The organism is Mammaliicoccus sp. K-M42 (assembly GCF_022386375.1).
GTDB classification, from domain to species: Bacteria; Bacillota; Bacilli; order Staphylococcales; family Staphylococcaceae; genus Mammaliicoccus; species Mammaliicoccus fleurettii.
On record NZ_JAJNIS010000002.1, the window covers coordinates 93,503 to 119,752 of the forward strand.

A 26,250-nucleotide genomic window follows, 5' to 3' on the forward strand; every position below is an offset into this window, starting at 1 on the left:
TACACTTAAAAATAAGTATATTTATCATTCAAGTTTATGATATGGAACTATAAGTTTTACTTATGTATATTTAATTATACATAATAATTAGTTATTAAATGATAATGATTATCAACTATAGTTGAATATAAGTAATCGATTTCATTAAACATATAAAAAAGCTTCAAAGTCATAATACTGACTTTGAAGCTTTTCTTTTACGTTATATGAGAAGTGTATAACTTAATCTTCCATTTCTCTTTCTAAACGTCTTTGTTCTTTTAATTCTTGTTCATACTCACGTTTAGATTTTTCTACATATTCTTTCATACGATGTTTGTTAGGCGTGATAGATAATCCAAGATATTTTCTTTCTTGGTTAGCATCTTTATAAAACGCAACGATCATCATTATTATTATGAAACTGAATGGGAATGCCGATATAATCGCGGCGGATTGTAAAGCACCTAATCCTGTATCTCCACCAGAAAGTAATAAGATAAATGCGATTAATGATTGAGCAATACCCCATACGATTTTCACTGTTCCAGATGGTTCTAGTGATCCGTATGTTGTTTGCATACCTAATACGAATGTAGCTGAATCGGCAGAAGTTATAAAGAACGTACAGATTAAAGCTAATGCTATAACTGATAAGATTGCACCCATTGGTAATTCATTGAATACACCAAAGAGTTGCGTCTCTGTCGTCATTTCGAATACTTTTGGTGTTGACTTACCTACTTCAATACCTGTAACGCCAAATACACTAAACCAGATAAAGCTAATAATCGTTGGAACAAGCATAACACCTGAGATAAATTCACGAATAGAACGTCCTTTAGAAACGCGCGCTATGAATATACCTACGAATGGACTCCAACTCATCCACCAACCCCAATAATATAAAGTCCATGTATTTAACCATTCACCTTTTTGAGGATTAAGTGGTGCTACATCGAAACTGTTGAATAAGAATGTATCTAATAATGCACCTGTTGAAGAAGTAAACATATTTAATATAAGTATTGTAGGTCCAATTATTAATGTAACAATTAATAATAATGACGCTAATACAATATTTAAGTTACTTAAATATTGAATACCTTTACTCAAACCACTCCATGCACTCATTAAGAATAAAATTGTAACGATGACAATAATAATACCTTGAATGACAATATTATTTGGAACTCCAAATAAATATTCTAAGCCACCATTGATCTGTAAAGCACCCATACCTAGTGAAACTGCAACCCCAACTACTGTTGCAAATACTGATAACACATCAATGATTACTCCTATAGGTCCATCAACTTTATTACCTAAAATAGGTCTTAATGTTTTTGATAATAAACCTGGTTCACCTTTTCTAAATTGAGAGTATGCTAATGCTAAAGCTACTACTCCATAAATTGCCCATGCATGAAAACCCCAATGTAAGAACGTAGATCTCATTGATTCAGTCATTGCAGCTTTTGTTTCTGGATCTGCATTTGGTGGTGAAACAAAGTGAGACATAGGTTCTGCTGCACCATAGAACACTAGTCCTATACCCATACCAGCACTAAATAACATTGCAAACCATGAAATTGTGTTAAATTCTGGTTTGTCATGAGGTTTCCCTAGTTTTAGTTTACCGATAGGGCTAAAGATAATAAATACACAGAAAAATACCATTCCGATAGTAATAATCATGTAATACCAACCGAAATATTTAGATATCCATGCACTTATGTCCGCTGTAATACTTCCAAATTGAGTTGGAAATATAGCACCGAGTGCAACAATAATTGCTACAACAATTGCACTAATAGTAAATACATTAGAAACTTTTTTACCATTTGGGTGTGTTGGAACATTTGACATTAAAATTCTCCTTTCGAATTTACAAACTCGTAATTATGTATTCCCGTTTTAACTGTTTGTAATCCATTTAATTTAAATAAATTAATATTTAGAAAACAGCAACATTCATCACTTTAACAAATATTACACTTAAAATCAAATTGACTATTTCAATTTTTTACAGTTTAATGTATGATAATGTCGATGAGGAGGTGTTTAATATGTCATTATTAAAGGAATTTAAAGACTTTGCTTTGCAAGGTAACGTTCTAGATTTAGCAATCGCCGTTGTTATTGGTGCTGCCTTTAACAAAATTGTTACGTCATTAGTAGAAAACGTCATTATGCCACTTATTGGTTTAATTTTCGGAGAAGTAGACTTTGCTGAAAAATGGTCTCTTATGGGAATTAAGTATGGTTTATTCATACAATCAATTATAGACTTCATAATAGTTGCTTTCGCTTTATTCATCTTTATCAAAATTGCAAATACTGTAATGAAAAAAGGTGAAGAGGAAGAAGAAATTGACGAGCAAACTGTATTACTTACAGAAATTCGCGATGCATTACGTGAAAAATAAGTTCTACATATTACCAATTAAAAACCACACATTTATCGAAATGTCTCGATAAATGTGTGGTTTTCTTAATTATAGTTAATCTTCAATTGGACCTTCTTCAACTAAAGTCTTCACATCTGCTACTATTTCTGATTTAGGAAACTTTTTATCCCCTGCATCTTGACCACTATATGATTTAATTATCTTACCATTTTGATCAATTAAATAGAAACTCGTACCATGTGTTACTTGTGTACTCCCTTTTGGAGGTGGTGCTACTATCGATTTAAAGTTATCTTCTGCATATTGCTTAATAAACTTGAAATCGTAATTTGTAAGTAATGTCCATTTATTTGCAGGTACATTATATTGTTTAATATATTCTTTCAGCTTCTTAGGTGTATCATTCTCAGGATCTACACTAAAACTAATTACACCATAATCCTTTACCCCATCTTTTTCTAATTCATCTATAACTGTGCTCATATTATATGACATAGGTGGACAAACTGTTTCACAATTTGTAAAAATAAAATCAGCTATATAAACTTTACCCTTAATGTCTTTCTGTGAAAATTTATCCCCATTTTGGTCAGTAACATTAAAAGACTGCATTTTATTGCCAAATTGACTGTCTGGCTCAATTGCATTATTACTACATGCACTCGTAATTAGCATAATACTTGCAATTAAGCACAAAAATATTCCCTTTTTCATCGTAACACTCCCATAACTCTGTTAGTTAAAATATATCAAATAAAATTCTTAACTTAAATACGTATTTTGAACTATTTATGTCTTTGATGTGTCAATTAGTTTTCATTAAAGGATGTAGTACTTAAAAATCCATTCTTATTAACATTTAAAATTGTTGGTATTCTCGTCTTTAATTCTGAAACATGTGAAATGATTCCTACTAATCTTCCAGACATTTGTATATTCACTAAAGTATCTAAAGCAGTTTCTAAAGTTTCAGAATCTAATGTGCCGAATCCCTCATCAATAAACATAGATTCCAAATGTATTGCACCCGCTTCTTGTTGTACAACATTAGACAACCCTATTGCTAATGATAACGAAGCTTGAAAAGTCTCACCACCTGATAAGGACGTAATATGCCTAGTTCTATTTGAAAACCTATCAAACACTTCTATCTCCAAACCACTTAGTCCTTGTGACTTTTCTTTTTTACGTACAAGTTGATATCTATTGTTAGTCATTTTAAGAAAATGTCTATTAGCATTATCTAAGATATGATTAAAATAATAAATTAATACATAGTTTTCTAAAGACAGTTTCTGACTATTTTTACCGTTCATTATTCTTGAAAGTTCAATTAATTCTTCTTGATCTTGTAAATCATTTTCAATTTTCTCAACAACTTGTCGAATAGCAATTATTTTTTGCTTGTTTTGATCAATTTTCAGTTGAAGCTGATTCATCTGTTTAACAATAACTGTTAATGCTTCTTTAGCTTCAGTTAATTTACTTTCTGTTTCTGAAGTATCTGCTCTTTCTTTATCTTGAACTTTTTTACTTAATTCCTTCACTATCGCTTTTACTTCTATATATCTTTTGTCATATTGATTAATTTTTTCTTCATACTCGTCAATATGCTTAACTTGTTGAAGTAATTCATCTAATTGTTCATACGATGCAATATTATGTTTGGTCATCTCAGTATTTAAATAATCCGTTGCTAATTTAATTTGTTCTTCAATCATAGATTTACGTTCACTAACAGTTGCTATTTTCATTTGAAGATTTTGCTTTTTTTCATTAAATTTTTCAAGTTGAACAGTTAATTGATTCAACTCATTATCATAAGCCTTAATTTCTATTGCATAAAAGTCTGATTGCTTCTCAAATTTATTTACAGTATCAAATCCAGTTTCTTGTTTAAAGTAAGATAAATCATTCTCATATTTAGATATTAGATGCTTTATGTTGTTTAATTGTAATTCATTATTTGTTATTTTCTTTTCAACATCATATTTGTCATTTTTAAATCTTTGTATTTGTTGCTTTGTCTCTCTATAAATTTGTAACTCATTTACTAATTTATCAATATGTTCAGTTGTATGATTTATTTCTGTTTGAGTATCTGTAATATTTTCTAATTTATTCAATTGTTCGTTGGTTATATTTAATCTTTCGTTATATGATGTTATCTTATTGTTGATTGCATGTAGATTACGTTCAACTTCTAATTGTTGTTCTCTTTCTTTTTTCAAACTATTAAAATCAACATTTCCATTAATAGACTCTATGATTGATCCACATACAGGACAATCATCACCTTGATGGACATGTTTTTGTATTTTTAAAATTTCATCTTCAACATTTAAAATATCAAACTGTGACTTTTCATTCAACTTTACTTCAAATTGTGTTTTTTCTTTTTCTAGATGAGTTAATTGACTAGTATATTCTTTTTGTTTATCCAACAACTCCAACTTTTCACTATATTGCTTTTGTTTAGTTTGTAGTTCTTGTAAGTTAAGCTTCAATGTTTCTTGTTCTTTAATTTTATCTTGTTCTTCCGACTCATCGTAATGAGTACTTTCTAGTTTACTTTTTAATGTTTCGATTTCGTGCTTATCTTTATCTATTAACTTATTCAAATTCTTTTGTTCTTCTATTATGTTTGGAAATTTAGTTTCCGCTTCTATATATTTATTTAAACTTAATTTAATATGATTTGTATTTTGAACAAATTGACGAAACTCGTTTATTCTCTCACTATTTCTGTTTAGTTGTTCAATTCTTTCAGTTATCTCATTTAAGTTAGTTGTGTTCGATTCTATGCTTTGTTGAATTTCTTCTTCTTGTTTTACTTCATTATTTAAAGAATGTTCTTTATCTCTCAATTGATTATACTGGTACGTCATATTTTGAACAGTCTTTAAATACTTTAATTGTTTTCTAAGATCATTTATTTTTGACTCATCTTTTTTTAATTCATCTAATATCTCTTGTTTTTCAAGTAAAGTATCAAAGGTTTCATTTAATGCTTTATCTTGTTTTAATATTTTTTCTATTTCATTAACTTGTTGTTCCTGTTTAGCTTTCTCTACCATTGATACTTCTAAATTTTCATGTCCGACTTTTTCATATAAATCTAATGAGTTTAATATCACCTCATAGCGATGTCCTTCAATTGTCTTTATATCTATAAGTTGTTCATTTTCAAAGTCATGCATGTCATTCATATATTGTGATATTTTTTGATAATGGCTTTCTATTAATGCTAATTCTTTTTTCATTTCTAATTCTAATTGATCTTGTAATTCTTCAAATCTATCACTATCAAATAACGTTCTAAGTATACTCCGTTTATCTGTACTATTTGATACTAAAAACTGTTTGAATTCTCCTTGTGGAAGTATGAGTATTTGTCTAAATTGCTTCACATTCATATGTAATAACTGTTTCAAGTAATCATTACTTGTATTTATAGACTTCGTTTCTAAATTCCATTTATCATCTATTTTTTTGTACACTTCTACAGTTGCATTCGAAGGATTTTTATTGCCTTCTTTTATATATTTTACTGTTCTAGTAATAAGATACTCGTCACCTTTAATTTCAAATTCAAATTGTACCTTAGTTGGTAACTTCGGATCTGCAAAGTGACTTCGTAAATCTACTTCTTCTCTAGATTCTGTTGATGTTTTGCCAAACAGTGCATAAACCATTGCATCGAAAATCATCGTTTTACCTGATCCTGTCTTTCCACATATCAAGAAAAGCTGAGATTTAGATAAATGTCTAAAGTCTACTTTCTCATCTATAAATGGCCCAAAATATTGCATATTTAATGATAAAGGTCTCATATTATTCATTCGCTCCTTTATTCAGATGACTTTCTAACAGCTGAATGACTTTATCTTTCTTAATTCCTTCTAACGTTTCTTCAGTCACATGTTTATAAAATGATTCAATAATTTCAATATCGCTTAATGTATGTACATCCACATCTATCTCATCTTGCGCAACTTCATAATCTATTCTTGAAATTTGTAATGTATTTGGATAAATATTTCTAATCTTCATAAGAGGATCAGTAACATGGTCCATATCCGTTAATTTAAAATGAAAATAATCCTCATTATTTTTAACTTCAATTTTCTCATGAATCACATCTTCGTATCTTGCCTTAATGACATGAAATGAGCGTCTTGGTTCAATCGGAATAAATTTCTGTTTAAATGCTTTGTTATCAATCTCAAACAAACGATAACCTTTTGCTTGATTTGCCTCTGAAAATGAATATTGCATTGGTGTGCCTGAATAAAATATGAAATCTGATTTGATAGCAAATGGATGGTGCAAATGACCGAGTAGAACTGCGTCAAAAGCATTAAATGTATTTGCAGTAACTGTTTCAATCGTACCTATTGAGAGCGGTCTTTCAGAGTCTGATGATTCACCACCTGCTACGAATAAATGTCCAACTAATATATTGGTCTCATCTTTGTTCATAACTTGTTCCATTTCACTCATAATATATTCAGTCGCTTCTTGATGCGTATGGATAGTCTTAACATCAAATACATGCTTTACATCTGCTGGTGTAAAATAAGGCATAACATATATATTGATACCCTCCATAGAAATAGGTGTCATTAAGTCGTCATATCCCGTAATGATTTTTAATCCTGTTTTTTCAAACCATCTCTCACCATAGTTAAGACGTTCTTTGCCATCATGATTCCCACTTATCGCAATAATTGGTATTTTAAGTTCTAAATTAATCATCGATAAAGCATCTTCAAGAACAACCATTGCTTCTTTATTAGGATAGTGTAGGTCGTATAAATCACCACTAATCACAACTACATCTGGATCGTGTTCTTTAATTGCATCAAATAATTTATTGAGGATAAACTTTTGGTCTTCTATTAATGATTGGCCATTGATTATTTTGCCTATATGCCAATCAGCAGTATGTAATATTTTCATTATATTGCTCCTTTGCAAATATTTGTTAGACAGGTTGAAAAGCTTCATTTATACTTAGTTTAAGGAGTGATTTCATTGAGTAGCGCATTTATATTTTTTATAGTATTATGGTGCATTGTATTTATATCGTTACTTGCAATCGGTGGATTCTTTATGTTTCGTAAATTCTTAAAGCGCATGCCTAAAGATAACGGTATGAGCGAATTAGATTGGCAAGATTATTATATTCATAAAGCCCTTCCTTTATGGAATGACGAAGCTCGTAGTTTATTAAATGAATTAGTTTCACCAGTACCAGATTTATTTAGAGATGTTGCTAAAGAAAAAATAGGTGGACGCATATCTAAAATAGCTTTAGAAGAACATGCTACAACAATTGAACTCGATCATATTATGCGAGGTTATATCATAGCAACTCCGAAAAGAGATCACAAATTTATGAAGAAAAAACTAACAGAACTTAATATTGATTATACACCATATTTAAATTTGTTCGAATTAGCAGATGATGAAAAAAACAAATTTTCAATCTTTGATCATAAAGAAGAAATCTCTAAAGCAAAAACAAAAACGCACACTCAGTAATTGAGTTGTGCGTTTTTTTAATTAACTAAAGTCTTTTGATCTCTTAGTTTTTTATATTTTACAAACATTGCTATTCTCCATGGCACAATCATGCTAAATGCCAACAAGAAAAACATGCCCGCTAATTGACCTGGGTCAATAGAATCACTCAAAAAGAATTTCCCTACACTTCTGATTATCAGTAAAGTAATTAAAATAACAGGGAACAGTTTAGAGCGTTTCATATATATTTCTGATCCTTTAATCTCAAAATTGGATGTAAAAATAAGAAACAATGAAAAGAATAAACCAACTAAAATGGCTTCTATAATTTCTTGACCATTCAATCTAAAATATGGAACAACATACATTAGAGCACCTGTAGCCATAAAAAATGGCGGTAGTACAATTTTTTTAGTGTTAGTCGGATAATTTTGAGCTTTCATTCTAACAACTATAACTGCTAAACCCATTAAAGCTGCTATTATAAATGAAAAAAGCAAATACATATCTAAAACCCCTTATTAGTACGAAATATCATTTATGGTTATTCCAAACCTAAAGATTGGAAGAATATCGTTATCTCTGTTAATAAATCAAAGAATAACAGAATCCCCATAATTATCATAATTATACCACCAAACTTCATGATAGCAACATTGTACTTTTTAATAATTTGTAATTTTGTTATAAAGAAAGTTAGTATAAAGAATGGAATACTAAATCCTAGTACATATAGTAGCATATATAATAATGCTTGTGATGAATTAGTAGCTGCCAATGTTCCAATCGCTGCGATAATTGGTCCGTTACATGGTGTCCAACCTGCCGCAAATGCCATACCAATTAAAAACGTACCAACAAAACCTGAAGGCTTCGCTTTAAAATTAATTTTACGATCTTTCATTAAAAATTGCGGTTGGAATACGCCTAATATAATAAGTCCAAATACAATTATTACAATTGCACCAATTTGTCTTATTAAAGTTTGATAATTTATTAACATACCTGATATGTAACCTATGCCCATTCCTAATATCATATAAATACAACTAAATCCTAATAAAAAGATGATTGTATGTAATATTGCATTTCGGCTAAGTCCTTTATTCTTCAAATCATCATAACTCATTCCAGTTATATATGAAACAAATGCAGGATAGATTGGCAATACACAAGGAGAAACAAAACTTAATATGCCTGCACCAAATGCTACAAATACTGTTAATTCCACAATAGCTCTCCCCCTTACTCTTAATTCTATTTTATCAAATAACAAATAAGTTAAAACACTTTTATTTGAACAATCAGTGAAAACTCAAGATAAAAAGCCAATTACACAATCAAAGTGTAACTGGCTTTTAAAAATATCACGATTATACGTTTTATTTTTACTTATGATTAATATAAGACTATTTAATTTTTTGATCCATATTCTTATTCATCATTGTCATCATTTGGTTGATTTTCTTTTGAGATGGTTTTTGACCCATTTGCATCATCATCATACGTAGCATTTCTTCGTTAATTGGTGGGTTCTTTTTCAAGTAATCCATCATATATTTACGTGCAAGGAAGAATCCAATTGCAAGCCCACCGATTAATGCCACGATGATTAATAATATAGCTAACCATGTTGCCATTATTTCACCCACTTTCTGTATCCTATAAAAGTTTACTAAATTCATTACATTTTATCAAGACGAAACTTAATGTTTCAAAATAAAAAGCCTCAGCCAAATTTCTTGGATGAGGCTTTTGTTGAATAATTAGAAGCTTAATACTTGGTTTAATACATTTTCTTTAGTAAATCCGTATTTTTCTACTACTAAGTCACCAGGAGCACTAGCACCGAATGTATCGATACCAATTACTTTACCTTCAAGACCTACATATTTATGCCAACCTAGAGAAGATGCCATTTCAATAGCGACACGTTTAGTGATTGAAGGAGGTAATACAGAAGATTTATATTCTGCATCTTGTTGATCGAATGCATTCCAGTTCGGTAATGATACTACTTGTACACCTTTACCTTGTGCTTCAATATCTTTTGCTGCATCTACAGCAAGAGAAACTTCTGAACCAGATGCTATTAATAAGTACTCAGGCTCAATTTCAGAGCGATATACTACATATCCGCCTTTACGAACGCCTTCTTCTACTACTGATTCTTCAACATCTAAAGCTGTTAAGTTTTGTCTAGTTAAAACTAATGCTGTAGGAGTTGAATCTGATTCTAGTGCAACTTTCCATGCTACTCTTGTTTCGTTACCATCTGCTGGACGAATTAAATTCAAGTTAGGAATTGCTCTTAAACCTGCTAATTGTTCAACTGGTTCATGCGTTGGTCCGTCTTCACCTACTGCGATTGAATCATGTGTGAATACGAATGTTGAAGGTACTCCCATGATTGCTGAAAGACGAACTGCTGGTTTCAAGTAATCACTGAATACGAAGAATGTTGCACCATATGGTTTAACACCACCATGTACTGCCATACCATTGACTGCTGCAGCCATTCCAAATTCACGAACACCGAACCAGATGTTACGACCTTCTGGAGTTTCGCTATCAAAATCAGCCTCATCTTTAACGTTTGATTTATTTGATGAAGCTAAATCAGCTGATCCACCGAAAAATGCAGGAACTGATTTACTTAATGCTTGAATTACTTCTCCAGAATCAGCACGTGTAGCACTACTATTACCAGGTTCATAAACAGGTAAATCTTTAGCGTAGTCTGCAGGTAATTCATTAGAGATAGCTTGTTTAAATGCTTCACCTAATTCAGGATGTGCATTTGTATACGCTTCAACTAATTTATCCCATGCTGTTTCAGCTTCGTTAGCACGAGTTAACATTGTTTCACTAAATACATCGTAAACTTCTTGTGGCACATTAAATCGTTTTGAAGGGTCTAAACCATATGATTTAAATGCAAGTTCGCGTTCTTCTGCACCTAATGGGTTACCGTGAACACCATTAGTACCAGCTTTATTTGGAGAACCATAACCAATAATTGTTTTTACTTCAATCATTGTAGGACCATCTAATTTTTTAGCTTTAGTTATAGCTTTATCAATTGCTTCTAAGTCATTACCATCTTCGACTAAAATATAACTCCAGCCGTATGAAGTAAATCTTTCTTTAACATTTTCAGAAAATGCTTTATTTAAATCACCATCTAATGAAATATCATTAGAGTCATATAATGTAATTAATTTATCAAGTTTTAAATGACCAGCTAATGAAGCAGCTTCATGAGAAACACCTTCCATTAAATCGCCATCACTTGCTAATACATATGTGTAATGATCTACTACATCATATTTTTCTTTATTGAATTTACCAGCTAAATGTTTTTCAGCCATTGCCATACCAACACTCATAGCAAAACCTTGTCCTAATGGTCCAGTTGTTACTTCAACGCCATCAGTATGGTTAAATTCTGGATGTCCAGGTGTTTTTGAATCCCATTGTCTAAAGTTTTTCACTTCTTCAAGTTCTAAGCTACCTGAAACATGTAATAAACTATATAATAATGCTGATCCGTGTCCTGCAGATAATACAAAACGATCTCTATTAAAGTAATTCTTAGACTGAGGATTAAAATTTAAATGCTTAGTCCATAATGTATATGCCATTGGTGCAGCACCCATAGGTAAACCAGGGTGTCCTGAGTTAGCTGCTTCAATAGCATCTATACTTAAAGCACGAATTGAATCTACTGCAAGTTGATCTTTTTCATTAAACATAAATGTAGTCTCCTTTATTCTTGTAATCCCTTTTCATTATACATGAAAAAAATTCGAAAATTAATTATTATCTCTTAATTTATATTTATTTCCTAATATTATTATTTTTTTGAATTTCTTTCACTTTATCTGGCGTAACATCATTACCTTCTGGATCGATAATTTTTGTACTTTCTATCGTACTTTTAAAGTTACCTCGAAATGCTTGTAAATATTCAGCTCGCAATTTAGTCTGTTCTTTCGCTTCTGATTCCGACAAACCTTCTGTCTTCTTTTTATTAGCGAGTTCATTGATTCTATCTATTTTTGCTTTATCTAACATATTATCCCCACTTTCTACATACATAAAAGATACCAAAAAATACGAGTAAATCCAAATGGATTTACTCGTATTTTTCAATTATTCTATAGACCCTATTAATGTATTTGAATTAGTTAAATGATTAGGTTGTTTATCTTCATGTTGTTTAATTTGATGATCTGTCATCTCGTACGTCTGTTCTGTTGTATAGATATCACTCGACTGTGCTAAATATAAATATCCTATTAATAGAGTCATTAAGAATACTGCCAAATATACTAATACCGTCTTCTTTATTGTAATTGTCATACTCAATTCCTCCTAGAACGTTTGTTTGTATTTTTATAATAACAGAACAACTGTTCGTAGTCAATAAAAATACGAACAAATGTTTGTTCGAAGGAAACGTATGTGCTATAATATGATTAAATAATTAATTGGGAGCGTGCGACTATGAAAGAATTAACTAAACGTCAATCTGAAATATATCAATTCATCAAACATATAGTACAAACGAAAGGGTATCCACCTAGTGTTCGTGAAATTGGTTTAGCAGTTGGCCTTGCATCAAGTTCTACAGTACATGGTCATTTATCTAGATTAGAAGAAAAGGGATATATCAAACGTGACCCAACTAAACCTCGTGCAATTGAAATAACTGAAACTGTTGGAGAGAACATCAATCAAGAGAATACAATTCACGTACCAGTTATAGGTAAGGTTACAGCAGGTATTCCAATTACAGCTGTTGAAAATGTCGAAGAATACTTCCCATTACCTGCACATTTTACTTCTACACATAATAGCAACATCTTTATTTTAGATGTAATTGGCGATAGTATGATAGAAGCTGGCATATTAGATGGAGATAAAGTTATTGTTCGTAGCCAATCCATTGCTGAGAATGGCGATATCATTGTCGCTATGACAGAAGATGATGAAGCAACTGTTAAACGCTTCTATAAAGAAGAAAAGAGATATAGACTTCAACCTGAGAATAATACAATGGAACCAATTTACTTAGATAATGTAACAGTATTAGGTAAAGTAGTAGGATTATTTAGAGAGATGTAATAATACAAAAAAGGAGATGCAAATGCATCTCCTTTTTTTCATATTCCCGTTATCGAGTTCTTTTTGCTAATGTCATATTAATTATGAAACATCTTTTTTATTTAATAATTCTTTAATACGTTCTAATACATCTAAATCTTTACGTTTTATTTCTTTACTTTCCATGTAAAACTTCCCCTTTAATTGTTATTCCACCAATCAAATTATTAGAAACAACATGTGTTAAACATTTAAGGAAATATGAAATAATGACTTATCTCGATATAATTATATCAAAGTTGCTAAGATAAAATCTGCTTTTATCTTTGTTCTATTGCTGTGTGATGTAGTTTTCCGTCCAATAAGGCTGTAAATCTTCGCCTATATCAACACCTACACCTAACTCTTTATAATCTTTATTTAAAATGTTCTTTCTGTGTCCCAGTGAATTCATAAGACCATGATGTGCATAAACACTACTTATTTGACCATATGCTAAGTTTTCACCTGCTGTTATATAATCAAAGCCATCATTGTCTAATCTGTCAAATGGAGATAAACCTTGTTTATTTGTATGATCAAAATAATCATTATCAACCATATCTTGACTATGCTTTCTTGCAGTCTGACTCACATTTTCATTATAAGATAATGTAGGTAAGTCAAATTGAACACGTTCAGCATTAACAAGATCAAAGTTTTGTAATTCTAATGCGATTTTATAATCATCAGATGCTGCATGATATTGGTTCGTACGTTTATCTTCAGTTGATGATGCAATTTGCATTATACCTTTAATTTGATTATTCTCATGTTTATCATAAAAAACGGTTGTATAGATATTATCAAATTTGAAAACATCGTAATCTTCATCATTTTGAATGAGCTTCACTTTATCTTTATTTATTTCTTTTTCTGGTTCACCAAGAATCGAACGAACCTTTTCCTTGTTCATTTTACTTGTGATACCTTTTTGGGATGTTATTAAGTCTTGGTTCGTATATAAACCTGTTACTTTGTCATTATCATAACTTACCATTACAAATTCATGATAATCATTATGATATACATGCCATTTCTCGTTATACTCATTAGCGGTTATCCGCTTAGGTTTGCCAAGTTTCTTTTCAACTTCACTTTTTGTTTGATTGATTTGAATATTATTAATCGCAAACTCTTGGTCATTTGGTGTCTTAAGTTCAACTTTGCTTGTTGACTGTTCATGTTGCAGTCCTTGTTGAACATTCAATACTTTTTGTTGAATTTGTCTAGATAAATCTGATTCAGGGACAGGCTTGATAAGTGTTATAAATAACAATAATAAAAATAAATAAAATACTTTTTTCAAGTCGTCACCTCACCTATATTTAGTCGCGGTCACCATTAAATATTGAATTTCGAACAATTACGTAATCCACTTTAGTGATAGAATGCAAGTCTTTTCCACCTGCATATGAGATTGAACTTTGTAAATCTTGTTCTATCTCTACTAAAGTATCTTTTAAAGAGCCTTTATGTTCTACAAACATTTTTTTACCCTCAACGTTTTTACGTTCACCTTTTTGAAATTCTGATGCACTACCAAAATATTCTTTATATAATTTGCCTTCTAATTCAACTGTTTCACCTGGTGATTCTTCATGTGCAGCAAACAATGAACCAACCATTACCATGCTTGCACCAAATCTAATTGATTTTGCTATGTCACCATTTGTTCTAATTCCACCATCAGCAATCATAGGTTTTCTAGCAGCTTTACTACATGAATTAATAGCAGCTAATTGCCATCCACCAGTGCCGAATCCAGTTTTAATTTTAGTGATACATACTCTTCCTGGTCCGATTCCTACTTTAGTAGCATCAGCGCCAGCATTTTCTAACTCACGAACACCTTCAGGAGTACCTACATTACCAGCAATTACAAATGTTTCTGGTATATGTTGTTTGATGTGTTTAATCATTCTAATAACTTGTTCAGAATGACCGTGTGCTATATCTATTGTTATATATTCAGGAACAAGCCCCTCATTAGATAGTTGTTCAACAAAAGTATATTCAGTGTCTTTTACACCTACAGATATAGATGCAAATAAGTTTTGACTTTGCATTTTTTTGATAAATGGAATACGTGCTTCCTCATCAAAACGATGCATGATATAAAAATAATCATTACTAGCAAACCACTCAGCTAGTTCTTCATTCATAACTGTTTGCATGTTAGCGGGTACTACCGGTAATTTAAATGTTTTTGGACCGAATTTAACAGTAGTATCGCATTCTGAGCGACTTTCTACTATACATTTATTTGGTATTAATTGTACATCTTCATAATCAAAAATTTTCATATCAATGACCTCTTTCAAATCTATTAATAATAATCCAATAGTTACTATACATGGTTAGTTGGTAAAAGTAAACGAAAACTGACTATATTTATTATTTATTTAATGCTTTATCAAGCGTTTTTATATTTTTCTCCATTAAAGTTTGGTACGAAATATTTTTCTGCTTATTTTCTTTTTTAGTTAACACTTCTAAATTGTGGAATTTCAGCGGTTTACTATTAGTATCTTTCTTTATTATATCTGTAATTTTAGAACTTACATTTTGCTCATACAATATATATGGTGTTTTTGCTTGATTAATATTTTTTATAATTTCCAAAATTTCTTTTTGACTTGGTTCTTCATTATTCATACCTGTTACACCCGTTTGTTTAAAATGGTATCTATTTGCTAGGTAACCTAAAGAATCATGAGAGATAAATATTGTATCTCTTTTCGGACTTTCCGTAACGGTCTTTAATTTATGATCTATTTCTTCAATATCCTTAATTAACTTCTTATAATTATTCTCATAATCATTTTTATGGTCTGGATCTTTTTGGACAAGCTTATTCTTAATCGATTTAGCTGCTTCTTTATTTGCAATTGGATCTAGCCAAATATGTGGGTCCTGCTTATTTTCTGGTTCTTCTTTATGGTTATGTTCTTCCCCATGCTCGTGATGATGTTCTAAAATATCATTACCTTTTAAATTTGGAATAGCTTCTAATTTATATTCTTTATTTTTAATGGTAGAACTTATCTTTTTTGCCACAGGATCAAGTTCTTTAGAAGAAAATATAAAAAGGTCACTTTTAGCAACATTGATCATTTCTTTTTGAGTTGGTTCATAATTATGTAAATCTGTACCACTTGGATATATTGAATCTACTTCAACATGTTCTCCTCCAATTTGTTTAGCAAAACTTTCATATGGATAATTTGTAGCATAAATTTTTAATTTATCATTTTTAGAGTTTTGATTCCCACAACCTGATACGACTACCAAAATTGCAAGCATCATAAAAATCATTTGATATATTTTTTTCATCTAATAACTCCTAAATAAGTATTTTCATTAATTATAACAATATACGCTTTTAAACATAATATCGCAATCTTACTGAAACAAAATTTTACATATTGATAACAAATTTAAAATATGATAAAGTTATAAAGCGTAATGATTACTAAATAGAAAGGCTGATGAACATGCGTGTTAATATCACGTTAGCATGTACTGAATGTGGCGATAGAAATTATATTTCTACTAAAAACAAACGTACTAACCCTGAACGTATTGAAATGAAAAAATATTGTCCAAGATTAGGCCGCCACACTTTACATCGTGAAACAAAGTAATTTCTTATTTTAATAAGAAGATATACGACACAAAAAGTCATTTCTTTGAAATGACTTTTTTATTTATAAATATATTTTATCACTTTAAAGCATTTATGCGTTAAAATTTATGTTGCTTATTTCATGAATTACTAATAAAATATAATGTATATTTTAATTTCAGAATAATCGTAAATGTAGAAAGTATGGTGAACTATATGGAAGAAATGAAACGTGGATTAAAGACAAGACATATATCAATGATTGCCATCGGTGGATCAATTGGTACAGGATTGTTTATGGCAAGTGGTGCTGTCATTACTCAAGCTGGACCTGGTGGTGCACTAATAGCATATTCTATTATTGGTGTTATGCTTTACTTTTTAATGACCGCAATTGGAGAATTAGCAACTTTTTATCCAGTGTCGGGATCATTTAGTGCTTATTCTAGTCGATTTATTGATCGCTCTGCTGGTTTTACAGTTGGTTGGCTATATTGGATTATATGGGCACTCGTTACAAGTGTAGACATTTTAACTGCTGCAAAAATCATTACTTATTGGGAAGTCTTCCAAAATGTAAACCCATTTATATGGAGCATTATTTTTCTAGTTATTTTATTTTTACTCAATGCCTTTACTGTTAAAGCTTTCGGGGAAGCTGAATATTGGTTAAGTTTTATTAAAGTTGCAACTATTATTATCTTTTTAATTGTAGGTGTACTTGTAATCTTCGGTATTTTAGGTGGTAATGAACCACTTGGATTATCAAACTTCACTTATAAAGAAGCACCATTTGTAAATGGTATTTCAGGATTTTTAGGTGTACTTCTTGTTGCAGGATTTAGCTTTGGTGGTACAGAAGTTGTTGCAGTAACTGCCGGAGAATCTGAAAATCCAAAAGAATCAATGCCTAAAGCAATTAGACAAGTATTTTGGAGAATCTTATTGTTTTATATTTTAGCAATTGCAGTAATTGCAGCAATTATTCCGTATACTGACCCATTATTATTAAATAAATCAAATACAGTAACACAAAGTCCTTTTACTATTGTTTTTGATAGAGTTGGTATTGCGTTTGCAGCTTCAATTATCAATGCTGTAATCTTAACAGCGCTTATTTCTGCGGGTAATTCAGGATTATATGCTACTAGTAGATTACTTTATTCATTAGCACAACATAAACAAGCACCAAAATTCATTAATAATTTAAACAAAAATAACATGCCTTTTATATCATTATGTGTAACTATCGCTTTAATCTTCATATCAATCATTTATGCAACTATTAACACTGATGGTTATTACAGATTATTAAATATGTTAGGTGCACTTGTAACACTCGTTTGGTTAATGAGTATCATTAGTCATATTAGACTAAGAATGGCTATTAAAAAACAAGGACAATCAGCAACTGATACTTTAGAGTATAAAGCACCATTATATCCGTTAGGACCGATTATTGTTATTGCTGTCATTGCTTTCTTATTAATCGGACAATCCTTTGACAGTATAATGACTTTAAATTATCCTGTATTAATTGAATCGTTCTTACCAATTATTTTAGGAATTATTGTTTACTTCATTCATAAATTTGTAACGAAATCTAAAATTATCAAACTTGAAGATATAGATTTAACTAAACATAATTATGATAATAAATAGTAATCGTTTAAACACCCACTCATTTATATTTTGAGTGGGTGTTTTTTTATATTTCAAATACCAACTTCTTAAATTTTATTGAACTTTTTCATATCACAACATATATAGTATAATGAATATAAATAATTAATAATGATAAAAAGAAGGTGTAATAATGGCTGGCCAAACTAATTTATTTGATGACGTTATGAAACAAGATGAGCGCTTTGTAATTGTGGTTCAAAGTATTTATGACAAACAACCTCAACTCGTTAAAAAAACATTAAGAGAATATACAAGTTTAACAAGAGAACAGATGCAATCCTTATTTGATCATCTGAAAGATTTATATTTGAATGAACCATTTGAGGACAACCAAGCATTCTTTGACATTACTGTTTATACAAATCAAGACTATGCAGCAGACCAAATATATGCGCATATAAAAAGAAAAAAACATAGTCATGAATGGACACATACAAGCAAATAAAGGAGTAATGATATGTCCCACGTAAGCAAAGTTTTTCCTTTAGATAATGAGCAACAAGTTGAAGTAAAGGTCGTAAAAAATAGATTCGATTTTGAAATTGACGAAATGTTAGCAATAACTCAAGAAGAACAATCAGATTTCCCTTTTATCCCTGTATCACCTTGTTTAGGTTATTCTAGAGGGCTATATCCTGAACACCCCTTACTTATTGGTTTATTACTAGGCTTTTTATATCATGAATCTTTAACTGGTGAAACAGATGAACGTATTCATAATATAGCTAAAGCAATCAATAGTAAAAATCGTGGCAAAATGATTCAAGCTTTAAACACAGTAGAAGCGAACAAACTCGGTCACTATCCGCCGACACGCTTCCTTGGATTAAGTGAACGTGCAGTGAATTTAGGGCAATCCATTTTCAGTTTATTCGAAGACGATGTCATGTTTTTAGCATCAACAAGAGATAAGATCATATCACATCCACCTTTATTAGATCATGATGATATAGTCGATCCACTTGAACGTTTATTTTTCTATACAAAAGATAAAGACTTTTTTGATAATGATGAACGAATTGCAATTATTGATAACCATTTATTAAATGGTTTATCCGTATTAAACCTAATTAAAAAGATTTATGATAAATACCCTGAAAGAGAAACATTCACTGTTTTAACCCCTATAGATTTAAGATCAGCAAGTGTAAAAGAAGCTTTCTCTAGTCTCGAAAAGTCTTTAAATATAAAAATCAATATTATATCGCTTATGACTTTCAATGTAGAAATACAAGAAAAAGATAATTCAACAGAAAATTTAATTCAAAACCAACTTCTTAAAAATGAACAACATGAAACTAAAGTACAATATCATTCTTTAAGAAATGTTATTAACGATCATTTTATCGTAAAAGCACAAAACATGTTACGTGATGGTACGATACATGACAATCCATACTTTATTTCAACAGGTAGATTTACATTAACCGGTAAAGAACAACAAATCTCTGAAGAGCTATTTCAACGAATGGGAGAATTATTAAACGATTTATTAGATGATTCACCGAAACTTGTTATCGGTGTTGGTGAATTCTTGTATATCCCATTACAGATTGCTCGTTATTTACCTGGTAAAAATATAAATGTTCAAGGAACAACAAGGTTTAATTTTGATTTAAGTACATTGAAACATTCAAATAAAAAAATAAGCTTTATGTCTCCTTTAGAAAGAACAATTACACATTACCTTTATAATTTAAATATTGATCAATATGAAGAAATAATTGTTTTTGTAGAAAGACTTAGACATAAAACTGAAATTGATGATTTAGTACAACAACTAAAAATACTTGGTGCTAAATCTATCCTCGTTATAGAAATGACTTCAATTTCATTTAATGAAGATCGATATTAATAGACAAAAATAAAAATACAGATAAAACCATTGTTAATTTATGGTTTTATCTGTATTTTTTTATTGATTCAATAATTTTTCTAATGCTGTTACAATACCATCATGGTCATGATCATCTGTTACTACATCAGCTATATCTTTTATCGTATCGTTAGCATTACCCATTGCTACACCTACAGCTGCTTTTTCTAACATATCTGAATCATTTAAACTGTCACCAAAAGCGATTACTTCTGAGAAATCTGCATTGATTTGGTCAAATAGTTTCTGTAATGATTTACCTTTTGATACTTGTCCATCCATAAATTCTAAAAAGTACGGTTTACTTATTGTAGAAGAAACTTGATTATTGAATTTACCATTAAGTTCACTGTTCGCTTTTGCAATATTTTCTACATAATCTACGCCCATTACTTTAGGTACATCTCCATCAATAACCTCTTTAATATCTTCAACTTTTTTCATTGGTAGTCCTGTTAACTCACTTTCAATATTCATATAGTCATGCGTTCTATCATGTATAATTTGATCATTTAAATATGTTAAGTAAAAGAAATTATGCGTTCTACAATAGTCGATAATTTGGTATGCATCATCCCGACTAATTGTTTGTTTAAACACAACTTCGTTATCTTGTGCATCGATTACGTAAGCTCCATTATAGCTCACAATATATCCACCATTATTTTTTAAATCAAGTGCATCAGCATGCTTCATCATACCGGCTGTAGGTCTACCAGAAGCAAGTATCAATTTCATACCTTGTTTTTGTTTTTCTTTTAAATATGTACTTGTTTTTTCACTTATTTCATTTTTTGAAGTTAAGAGTGTATCATCCATATCCATTATTATGTATTTATAAGCCATGTTTATCTCCTTAAAATATAATGATGCTTACATTCTATCATATATAGAATATAAGCATCTCAATTATCGTCTATAAGTTAATTATTTTTTGACTAACTCCATATCGATTGATAGTTACTAATTCTGATTCACAATCTTGGAATCTATTTTGTAATTCTCTTACGAGTTTACCACTCAATTCTTTTTTAATTAAAGTTAACACAGTAGGTCCTGCACCACTAATGACAGTTGCATAAGCTCCATATTGTAGAGCAAGTTCTTTAATGTTTTCAAAGTCAGGAATTAAATGTTGTCTATATGGCTCATGAAATCCATCTTTCATCATCATTTTGCCTGCTAACTCATAATTATGCTGAATTAAAGCACTAATCATCGTATTGCTAATTGCACTATATTTAACAGAGTCTTTTAAAGTTAAAGTTTCAGGTAAGACTTTACGCGCTTTTTCCGTTGATAATTCATATTCTGGAATAGTTGCAATAACATCGACTTTAGGAATATCAATATATGATACATCTGTTTGTTTCACGTCAGGATCATATACACCAAGGACTAGTCCACCATAAATCGTTGGCGCAACATTATCTGGGTGACCTTCAATTTCAGTAGCAAGTTGTAATAATTCATATTTAGATAGCTTCAAATTCGCAAAATAATTTGCTAGAAATAAACCTGTCACAAGCGCTGAAGCTGAACTTCCTAATCCTCTTGCTAAAGGAATATCGCTATACATTTTTAAATTTAAAGCGGGCATACTTTTAGAAAACTTTGCTGTTGCAGTTTGAGCAATTTTTGTAATATAGTGTTGCTCATCGTTTGGTAATCCTTGTAAATGTGGACCAATGTGTTCAAAATGCCATTGTTTATCTTCTGATAGATGCGCTTCAACTTCTAAATATTTATCAAGAGCCATTCCTATAGAATCAAAGCCAACTCCTAAATTAGCTGTTGATGCTGGTACTTTAAGCTTTAATTTCTTCATTTTAATGCACGCTCGATATAATCTATAATTGCTTGTTCATCATTCTCTAATGGCGTGATTGGAGAGTCTAACAAATCGATTGCAGTATCAGGATCTTTTAATCCATTACCAGTTAATATAGCAACAACAGTTTGATTTGGCTCTAATTTACCTTGCTCATGTAACTTTAACAAACCAGCTATCGATGCATTACTTGCAGGTTCACTAAATACACCTTCTTTGCTTGTCATAAGCTTGTATGCTTTTAAGATTTCATCATCTGTCACACTATCTATTAATCCATTAGATTCATCTCTTGCCGCTTCAGCTAGTTTCCAGCTTGCTGGATTACCAATTCTAATAGCTGTAGCTACAGTTTCAGGATTTTTAATAACTTTACCTTGAACGATTGGTGAAGCTCCTTCAGCTTGGAATCCACACATTACAGGTAAACCTGATTGTTTTAAGTTATCAAATTCTTTGAAGCCTTTCCAATATGCAGTAATATTCCCTGCATTTCCAACTGGTATAGCAAATAAGTCTGGTGCTTTACCATCAAGTTGTTCAACAATTTCAAAGGCACCTGTTTTTTGTCCTTCTATTCTATATGGATTTACAGAATTAACTAAAGCAATTTCGCCTTTTTCTGCTACTTTTTTAACAATATTTAATGCTTCATCAAAATTACCTTTAATTGAAACAATTTCTGCACCATACATCACAGCTTGAGCTAATTTACCAAGCGCGATTTTACCCTCTGGAATAACCACGATCGCTTTCATTCCAGCTCTAGCAGCATATGCAGCAGCAGATGCTGAAGTATTACCTGTAGAAGCACAAATAACTATCTTCTTGCCTTCTTCTTTAGCTTTTGCAACTGCCATTACCATACCTCTATCTTTAAATGATCCAGTAGGATTAAGACCTTCAAATTTAGCAAATAAATTAATATTTAACTTATCCGACAAATAGGGTAAATGTATTAATGGTGTATTTCCTTCATTTAAAGTTAATTTAGGTGTACCTTCATTTACAGGTAAATATTCTTTATAATTGTGAATTAATCCTTGCCATCTTCCCATTCTACTTGTCTCCTTCTATTGGATAATATTTAACAATATTTATACCATTTTCTCTTAATGTCTCAATTGGTAATTCATCAATACCTCTAATAACGACTCCATAAGTATTTTCTGTACGCTGTTCTACTTTTACACTTCTATGAAACTCTATAGCTTTTTTAATCTCATCTCTTAATTCATCTTCTTCTTTGTCATTTTCAACAATTATGAAGTGGCTGCTTTTTAATGGGAATTTAACAACTTCTTCTTCAACGATTTCTTTAGTTTGCTCAGTTTTCAGTTCAAAATGCGGAGGCAAAGTATGTAAATCAGATTCAAATTGTAAGGCTACATTTAATAAATCAGAAACTACTGCACTACCTGTAGCTAGACTACCTGCTCCTTTACCATAAAACATTGTATCTCCAACTGCATCACCAATAACGTATATTGCATTATACTCATCTTCAACATGCGCCATTTGATGGCTATTTGGAAGTAATGTAGGTTTAACACTGGCTAAGACTTTACCATTTGCATATTTACCTTGCCCTATTAATTTTATTTTGTAGCCTAATCTTTCAGCAACTTTAATATCTTCTATTTCTACGTCGGAAATACCTACTCTTTCAACATCATTCAACGATATAACTCTATTAAATGATAAATAACTCGTAATCACAACTTTACGAGCTGCGTCTACACCTTCAACATCATCTGTTGGATCTGCTTCTGCATATCCTAAATCTGTTGCAAGTTGTAAAGCTTCTTCATAAGATTTTCCTTCACGAGTCATTTGACTAAGAATGAAATTAGAAGTTCCATTAAATATACCCATAAACTGATTAATGTTGTTTGCATTCAAACCGTTATTAATCGCATTTACAATTGGTATACCTCCAGCAACGCTTGCTTCATATTTTAGTGCAACTTTATTTTTTTCTGCTAAGTCTTCCAATACTCTTAAATGTACTGCTAGCAAATCTTTGTTTGCTGTAATGACATGAATACCTTTTGATAAAAATAACTTTAACCATTCAACAGTAGGTTCTATTCCACCCATTACTTCAACGACGATATCTAATTCATCGTCATTTAATATATCGTCTATATTGTCAGTTAAATGATAACTAGAAGTATTAATTGCTCTTTTCTTGCTAACAGAGTTAACAAGAATATGTTTAATATGTATAGATTTACCTATTGTGTCTTCTATTTGCTTTTTATTTTCTTCAACAATCTTTACGACGCCTGTTCCCACAGTGCCGAGACCTAATACTGCTACATTTAATACTTTCATTTTCTCACTCACCTTAAATATATTGTTCTTGTTAAAAATACAAATGTCTACTTGAAATAGACTCAACTTTATTATAGTATAAATTCATTAAAGTTTTTTGTAAAGTTTGAATAATTAGAATTAATAGTAATATTATCATTATTTCTGGCTTTGTAAAGAGCTACAATTACATTACCCCCAGTAAAAGGACTGATAAAATGAAAGTTTCAAAATTTGGCGGAAGTTCCGTCGCAAACAGTGAACAGATTAAAAAAGTATTAAACATCATCAATTCTGATGATGAAAGAAAAATTGTTGTGGTATCTGCACCCGGAAAAAGATTTAAAGAAGATGTAAAAACGACTGACTTATTAATACGCTTATACGACAAAGTAATAAATAAATTGGATTATTCAAACAAACTACGCCAAATTATCGAACGTTATGAGGAAATTGTTAAAGAGTTGGAAATGGATTATTCTATTTTAGATGAGTTGAAAAACGACTTAGTATGTTTAATAGACACATACAACAATCAACCTGAAAGATTATTAGATGCATTAAAAAGTTGTGGAGAAGATTTTAACGCCCGTATTATCGCTCAATATAATAATCAATTGGGGTTCCCCACTCGTTATTTATCACCTAAAGAAGCAGGCATTATCGTTACTGATGAACCTGGAAATGCAATGATATTAGAATCCTCATATGAACAGATTTATCAATTACGTCAATATGATGAAACACTTATTATTCCTGGATTCTTTGGCTATTCTGAAAACAATGATATCGTAACATTCCCTCGTGGTGGTTCTGATATTACAGGAGCTATTTTAGCAAGGGGTATAAAAGCTAGCCTTTATGAAAACTTCACAGATGTATCAGGTATTTTCCGTGCAAATCCAACAGTCGTTTCTCAACCGGAAGTAATTCCAGAAATTACTTACAGAGAAATGCGTGAGTTATCATATGCTGGATTTGGTGTTTTCCATGATGAAGCTTTAGAGCCATTATATAAAGATCGTATACCTGTCGTTATAAAAAACACAAATAGACCGACTGATACAGGAACATATATTGTCAGTGAACGAGATGTATCAAACTTATCTCAAATCGTATCAGGAGTGAGTTGTGATAAAGGTTTCACTATTATAAATGTTAAAAAATATTTAATGAACAGAGAAGTTGGCTTCACTAGAAAAATATTAAGTATTTTAGAAGATGAAAATATTTCTATCGAACATATACCATCTGGAATTGATAATTTGAGTATTATCATGAGAACAACACAAATACATGGAAAAGAAGAACGTGTTTTAAACAAGATTAGAGAACAAATTAAAGTTGATGAACTAACTATTGACTATGATTTAGCAATATTGATGATTGTTGGAGAAGGGATGAATAAAGCAATTGGTACAGCAGCCGGAGCAGCAGCTGCTTTAAGTAAAAATAAAATTAATCTTAACATGATTAACCAAGGATCATCAGAAATATCAATGATGTTTGGAATTGATCAACAATATTCTGATATCGCTGTTCAAGCAATATATAACGAGTATTTTGTTAAAGAAACGACTCAAATTATATAAGCTAATGATAAGAGCTTGGAGCATATTTCCTAACTCAAAAAAATAAGCATGTCACGTAACTGATTTTTAAAGTTTACAGTGATATGCTTATTTTTTTATAAAATTCCACGATTTTGTTCGTGCATGCTTGCCTAGGGTATGGTTCGAGCCTGTAGTCTCTCACGCATACTTTTCCCTCAGGCGTCAGCACTTTACAAAATCGCACTCAATATCTATTTTTTTATAAAATTGTTATAATTATCCATATAAATACA

At 30.7% G+C, this 26,250-nt stretch carries 25 protein-coding genes; 8 read left to right on the forward strand and 17 right to left on the reverse strand.

Annotated features, from left to right (window positions below; all coding sequences use genetic code 11):
- Positions 1-222: 222 nt before the first annotated feature.
- Positions 223-1,848, reverse strand: coding sequence for a glycine betaine uptake BCCT transporter (locus tag LQ668_RS01855; protein WP_078356331.1), 1,626 nt, complete (start codon positions 1,846-1,848; stop codon positions 223-225).
- Positions 1,849-2,048: 200 nt separating this feature from the next.
- Here LQ668_RS01855 and mscL point away from each other — a divergent pair, with 200 nt between their 5' ends.
- A complete protein-coding gene (gene mscL, locus LQ668_RS01860; protein WP_078356330.1) occupies positions 2,049-2,408 on the forward strand; it encodes a large conductance mechanosensitive channel protein MscL in 360 nt (119 codons plus the stop codon).
- Between the two features lie 75 nt (positions 2,409-2,483).
- Here mscL and LQ668_RS01865 read toward each other — a convergent pair whose 3' ends face one another.
- From LQ668_RS01865 to sbcD, 3 genes are all read right to left on the reverse strand, one after another.
- Entirely contained in the window at positions 2,484-3,104 is a 621-nt protein-coding gene (locus LQ668_RS01865) for an SCO family protein (protein ID WP_218702775.1), read from the reverse strand.
- 95 nt (positions 3,105-3,199) lie between these two features.
- Positions 3,200-6,223, reverse strand: coding sequence for an exonuclease subunit SbcC (gene sbcC, locus LQ668_RS01870; RefSeq protein ID WP_239775866.1), 3,024 nt, complete (start codon positions 6,221-6,223; stop codon positions 3,200-3,202).
- A gap of 1 nt (position 6,224) precedes the next feature.
- Positions 6,225-7,352, reverse strand: a complete 1,128-nt coding sequence (gene sbcD / locus LQ668_RS01875) for an exonuclease subunit SbcD (RefSeq protein WP_078356328.1) — start codon at positions 7,350-7,352, stop codon at positions 6,225-6,227.
- 75 nt (positions 7,353-7,427) lie between these two features.
- Here sbcD and LQ668_RS01880 point away from each other — a divergent pair, with 75 nt between their 5' ends.
- A complete protein-coding gene (locus LQ668_RS01880; protein WP_078356327.1) occupies positions 7,428-7,937 on the forward strand; it encodes a DUF2621 family protein in 510 nt (169 codons plus the stop codon).
- A 17-nt stretch (positions 7,938-7,954) separates the two neighbouring features.
- On the opposite strand, the gene LQ668_RS01885 is transcribed toward LQ668_RS01880, so the two are convergent.
- From LQ668_RS01885 to sosA, 6 genes are all read right to left on the reverse strand, one after another.
- Positions 7,955-8,425: a CcdC family protein gene (locus LQ668_RS01885; RefSeq protein ID WP_107509813.1), complete on the reverse strand. Its 471-nt coding sequence runs from the start codon at positions 8,423-8,425 to the stop codon at positions 7,955-7,957.
- Positions 8,426-8,463: 38 nt separating this feature from the next.
- On the reverse strand, positions 8,464-9,153 hold the full coding sequence (locus LQ668_RS01890; protein ID WP_133165629.1) for a cytochrome c biogenesis CcdA family protein: 690 nt from the start codon (positions 9,151-9,153) through the stop codon (positions 8,464-8,466).
- A 175-nt stretch (positions 9,154-9,328) separates the two neighbouring features.
- Entirely contained in the window at positions 9,329-9,559 is a 231-nt protein-coding gene (locus tag LQ668_RS01895; RefSeq protein WP_174221866.1) for a YneF family protein, read from the reverse strand.
- A gap of 126 nt (positions 9,560-9,685) precedes the next feature.
- On the reverse strand, positions 9,686-11,674 hold the full coding sequence (gene tkt, locus LQ668_RS01900; RefSeq protein WP_107509814.1) for a transketolase: 1,989 nt from the start codon (positions 11,672-11,674) through the stop codon (positions 9,686-9,688).
- Positions 11,675-11,759: 85 nt separating this feature from the next.
- Positions 11,760-11,996 carry a DUF896 domain-containing protein gene (locus tag LQ668_RS01905; protein WP_078356322.1) on the reverse strand — a complete coding sequence of 79 codons (237 nt, stop codon included), beginning with the start codon at positions 11,994-11,996 and terminating at the stop codon, positions 11,760-11,762.
- 78 nt (positions 11,997-12,074) lie between these two features.
- Complete coding sequence (gene sosA, locus LQ668_RS01910; RefSeq protein ID WP_078356321.1) at positions 12,075-12,284, reverse strand: DNA damage-induced cell division inhibitor SosA; 210 nt, start codon at positions 12,282-12,284, stop codon at positions 12,075-12,077.
- Between the two features lie 144 nt (positions 12,285-12,428).
- Here sosA and lexA point away from each other — a divergent pair, with 144 nt between their 5' ends.
- Positions 12,429-13,049, forward strand: coding sequence for a transcriptional repressor LexA (lexA, locus tag LQ668_RS01915; protein WP_078356320.1), 621 nt, complete (start codon positions 12,429-12,431; stop codon positions 13,047-13,049).
- A 310-nt stretch (positions 13,050-13,359) separates the two neighbouring features.
- Here lexA and LQ668_RS01920 read toward each other — a convergent pair whose 3' ends face one another.
- From LQ668_RS01920 to LQ668_RS01930, 3 genes are all read right to left on the reverse strand, one after another.
- Complete coding sequence (locus LQ668_RS01920) at positions 13,360-14,376, reverse strand: CAP domain-containing protein (RefSeq protein WP_078356319.1); 1,017 nt, start codon at positions 14,374-14,376, stop codon at positions 13,360-13,362.
- Between the two features lie 19 nt (positions 14,377-14,395).
- Positions 14,396-15,373: a GMP reductase gene (gene guaC, locus LQ668_RS01925; RefSeq protein ID WP_078356318.1), complete on the reverse strand. Its 978-nt coding sequence runs from the start codon at positions 15,371-15,373 to the stop codon at positions 14,396-14,398.
- Positions 15,374-15,464: 91 nt separating this feature from the next.
- On the reverse strand, positions 15,465-16,403 hold the full coding sequence (locus tag LQ668_RS01930) for a metal ABC transporter solute-binding protein, Zn/Mn family (RefSeq protein ID WP_107509815.1): 939 nt from the start codon (positions 16,401-16,403) through the stop codon (positions 15,465-15,467).
- 161 nt (positions 16,404-16,564) lie between these two features.
- On the opposite strand from LQ668_RS01930, the gene rpmG reads away from it, so the two are divergent.
- The 4 genes from rpmG (at position 16,565) to LQ668_RS01950 (ending at position 20,236) form a co-directional block, all read left to right on the forward strand.
- Positions 16,565-16,714 (forward strand): 50S ribosomal protein L33, encoded by a 150-nt coding sequence (gene rpmG, locus LQ668_RS01935; RefSeq protein ID WP_078356316.1) that lies wholly within the window; start codon positions 16,565-16,567, stop codon positions 16,712-16,714.
- Between the two features lie 197 nt (positions 16,715-16,911).
- Positions 16,912-18,357, forward strand: coding sequence for an amino acid permease (locus LQ668_RS01940; protein WP_078356315.1), 1,446 nt, complete (start codon positions 16,912-16,914; stop codon positions 18,355-18,357).
- Positions 18,358-18,511: 154 nt separating this feature from the next.
- On the forward strand, positions 18,512-18,826 hold the full coding sequence (locus LQ668_RS01945) for a hypothetical protein (protein WP_078356314.1): 315 nt from the start codon (positions 18,512-18,514) through the stop codon (positions 18,824-18,826).
- A 12-nt stretch (positions 18,827-18,838) separates the two neighbouring features.
- Positions 18,839-20,236, forward strand: coding sequence for a phosphoribosyltransferase domain-containing protein (locus tag LQ668_RS01950; protein ID WP_078356313.1), 1,398 nt, complete (start codon positions 18,839-18,841; stop codon positions 20,234-20,236).
- A 60-nt stretch (positions 20,237-20,296) separates the two neighbouring features.
- On the opposite strand, the gene LQ668_RS01955 is transcribed toward LQ668_RS01950, so the two are convergent.
- The 4 genes from LQ668_RS01955 to LQ668_RS01970 all read right to left on the reverse strand — a co-directional run bounded on the left by LQ668_RS01955 (position 20,297) and on the right by LQ668_RS01970 (position 24,425).
- Positions 20,297-21,103: a Cof-type HAD-IIB family hydrolase gene (locus LQ668_RS01955; RefSeq protein WP_078356312.1), complete on the reverse strand. Its 807-nt coding sequence runs from the start codon at positions 21,101-21,103 to the stop codon at positions 20,297-20,299.
- A gap of 70 nt (positions 21,104-21,173) precedes the next feature.
- Positions 21,174-22,085 carry a homoserine kinase gene (gene thrB, locus LQ668_RS01960; protein ID WP_078356311.1) on the reverse strand — a complete coding sequence of 304 codons (912 nt, stop codon included), beginning with the start codon at positions 22,083-22,085 and terminating at the stop codon, positions 21,174-21,176.
- Entirely contained in the window at positions 22,082-23,146 is a 1,065-nt protein-coding gene (gene thrC, locus LQ668_RS01965; RefSeq protein ID WP_115337496.1) for a threonine synthase, read from the reverse strand. Before thrC ends, thrB begins: the two co-directional genes overlap by 4 nt.
- A 1-nt stretch (position 23,147) precedes the next feature.
- Entirely contained in the window at positions 23,148-24,425 is a 1,278-nt protein-coding gene (locus tag LQ668_RS01970; protein WP_078356309.1) for a homoserine dehydrogenase, read from the reverse strand.
- 197 nt (positions 24,426-24,622) lie between these two features.
- Between LQ668_RS01970 and LQ668_RS01975 the strand changes: the two genes are divergently transcribed.
- Positions 24,623-25,996 carry an aspartate kinase gene (locus tag LQ668_RS01975; protein ID WP_078356308.1) on the forward strand — a complete coding sequence of 458 codons (1,374 nt, stop codon included), beginning with the start codon at positions 24,623-24,625 and terminating at the stop codon, positions 25,994-25,996.
- Positions 25,997-26,250: the final 254 nt, after the last annotated feature.

What these genes read in the sequence shown, in the direction of transcription:
- LQ668_RS01950 (WP_078356313.1), top strand. Translation starts at nt 18,839, where the DNA reads ATGTCCCACGTAAGCAAAGTTTTTCCTTTAGATAATGAGCAACAAGTT.
- sosA (WP_078356321.1), bottom strand. Translation starts at nt 12,284, where the DNA reads ATGACAATTACAATAAAGAAGACGGTATTAGTATATTTGGCAGTATTC.
- tkt (WP_107509814.1), bottom strand. Translation starts at nt 11,674, where the DNA reads ATGTTTAATGAAAAAGATCAACTTGCAGTAGATTCAATTCGTGCTTTA.
- guaC (WP_078356318.1), bottom strand. Translation starts at nt 15,373, where the DNA reads ATGAAAATTTTTGATTATGAAGATGTACAATTAATACCAAATAAATGT.
- rpmG (WP_078356316.1), top strand. Translation starts at nt 16,565, where the DNA reads ATGCGTGTTAATATCACGTTAGCATGTACTGAATGTGGCGATAGAAAT.
- LQ668_RS01975 (WP_078356308.1), top strand. Translation starts at nt 24,623, where the DNA reads ATGAAAGTTTCAAAATTTGGCGGAAGTTCCGTCGCAAACAGTGAACAG.
- LQ668_RS01930 (WP_107509815.1), bottom strand. Translation starts at nt 16,403, where the DNA reads ATGAAAAAAATATATCAAATGATTTTTATGATGCTTGCAATTTTGGTA.
- LQ668_RS01970 (WP_078356309.1), bottom strand. Translation starts at nt 24,425, where the DNA reads ATGAAAGTATTAAATGTAGCAGTATTAGGTCTCGGCACTGTGGGAACA.
- sbcC (WP_239775866.1), bottom strand. Translation starts at nt 6,223, where the DNA reads ATGAGACCTTTATCATTAAATATGCAATATTTTGGGCCATTTATAGAT.
- thrC (WP_115337496.1), bottom strand. Translation starts at nt 23,146, where the DNA reads ATGGGAAGATGGCAAGGATTAATTCACAATTATAAAGAATATTTACCT.
- sbcD (WP_078356328.1), bottom strand. Translation starts at nt 7,352, where the DNA reads ATGAAAATATTACATACTGCTGATTGGCATATAGGCAAAATAATCAAT.
- LQ668_RS01885 (WP_107509813.1), bottom strand. Translation starts at nt 8,425, where the DNA reads ATGTATTTGCTTTTTTCATTTATAATAGCAGCTTTAATGGGTTTAGCA.
- LQ668_RS01855 (WP_078356331.1), bottom strand. Translation starts at nt 1,848, where the DNA reads ATGTCAAATGTTCCAACACACCCAAATGGTAAAAAAGTTTCTAATGTA.
- LQ668_RS01905 (WP_078356322.1), bottom strand. Translation starts at nt 11,996, where the DNA reads ATGTTAGATAAAGCAAAAATAGATAGAATCAATGAACTCGCTAATAAA.
- LQ668_RS01865 (WP_218702775.1), bottom strand. Translation starts at nt 3,104, where the DNA reads ATGAAAAAGGGAATATTTTTGTGCTTAATTGCAAGTATTATGCTAATT.
- thrB (WP_078356311.1), bottom strand. Translation starts at nt 22,085, where the DNA reads ATGAAGAAATTAAAGCTTAAAGTACCAGCATCAACAGCTAATTTAGGA.
- LQ668_RS01945 (WP_078356314.1), top strand. Translation starts at nt 18,512, where the DNA reads ATGGCTGGCCAAACTAATTTATTTGATGACGTTATGAAACAAGATGAG.
- lexA (WP_078356320.1), top strand. Translation starts at nt 12,429, where the DNA reads ATGAAAGAATTAACTAAACGTCAATCTGAAATATATCAATTCATCAAA.
- LQ668_RS01940 (WP_078356315.1), top strand. Translation starts at nt 16,912, where the DNA reads ATGGAAGAAATGAAACGTGGATTAAAGACAAGACATATATCAATGATT.
- LQ668_RS01895 (WP_174221866.1), bottom strand. Translation starts at nt 9,559, where the DNA reads ATGGCAACATGGTTAGCTATATTATTAATCATCGTGGCATTAATCGGT.
- mscL (WP_078356330.1), top strand. Translation starts at nt 2,049, where the DNA reads ATGTCATTATTAAAGGAATTTAAAGACTTTGCTTTGCAAGGTAACGTT.
- LQ668_RS01955 (WP_078356312.1), bottom strand. Translation starts at nt 21,103, where the DNA reads ATGGCTTATAAATACATAATAATGGATATGGATGATACACTCTTAACT.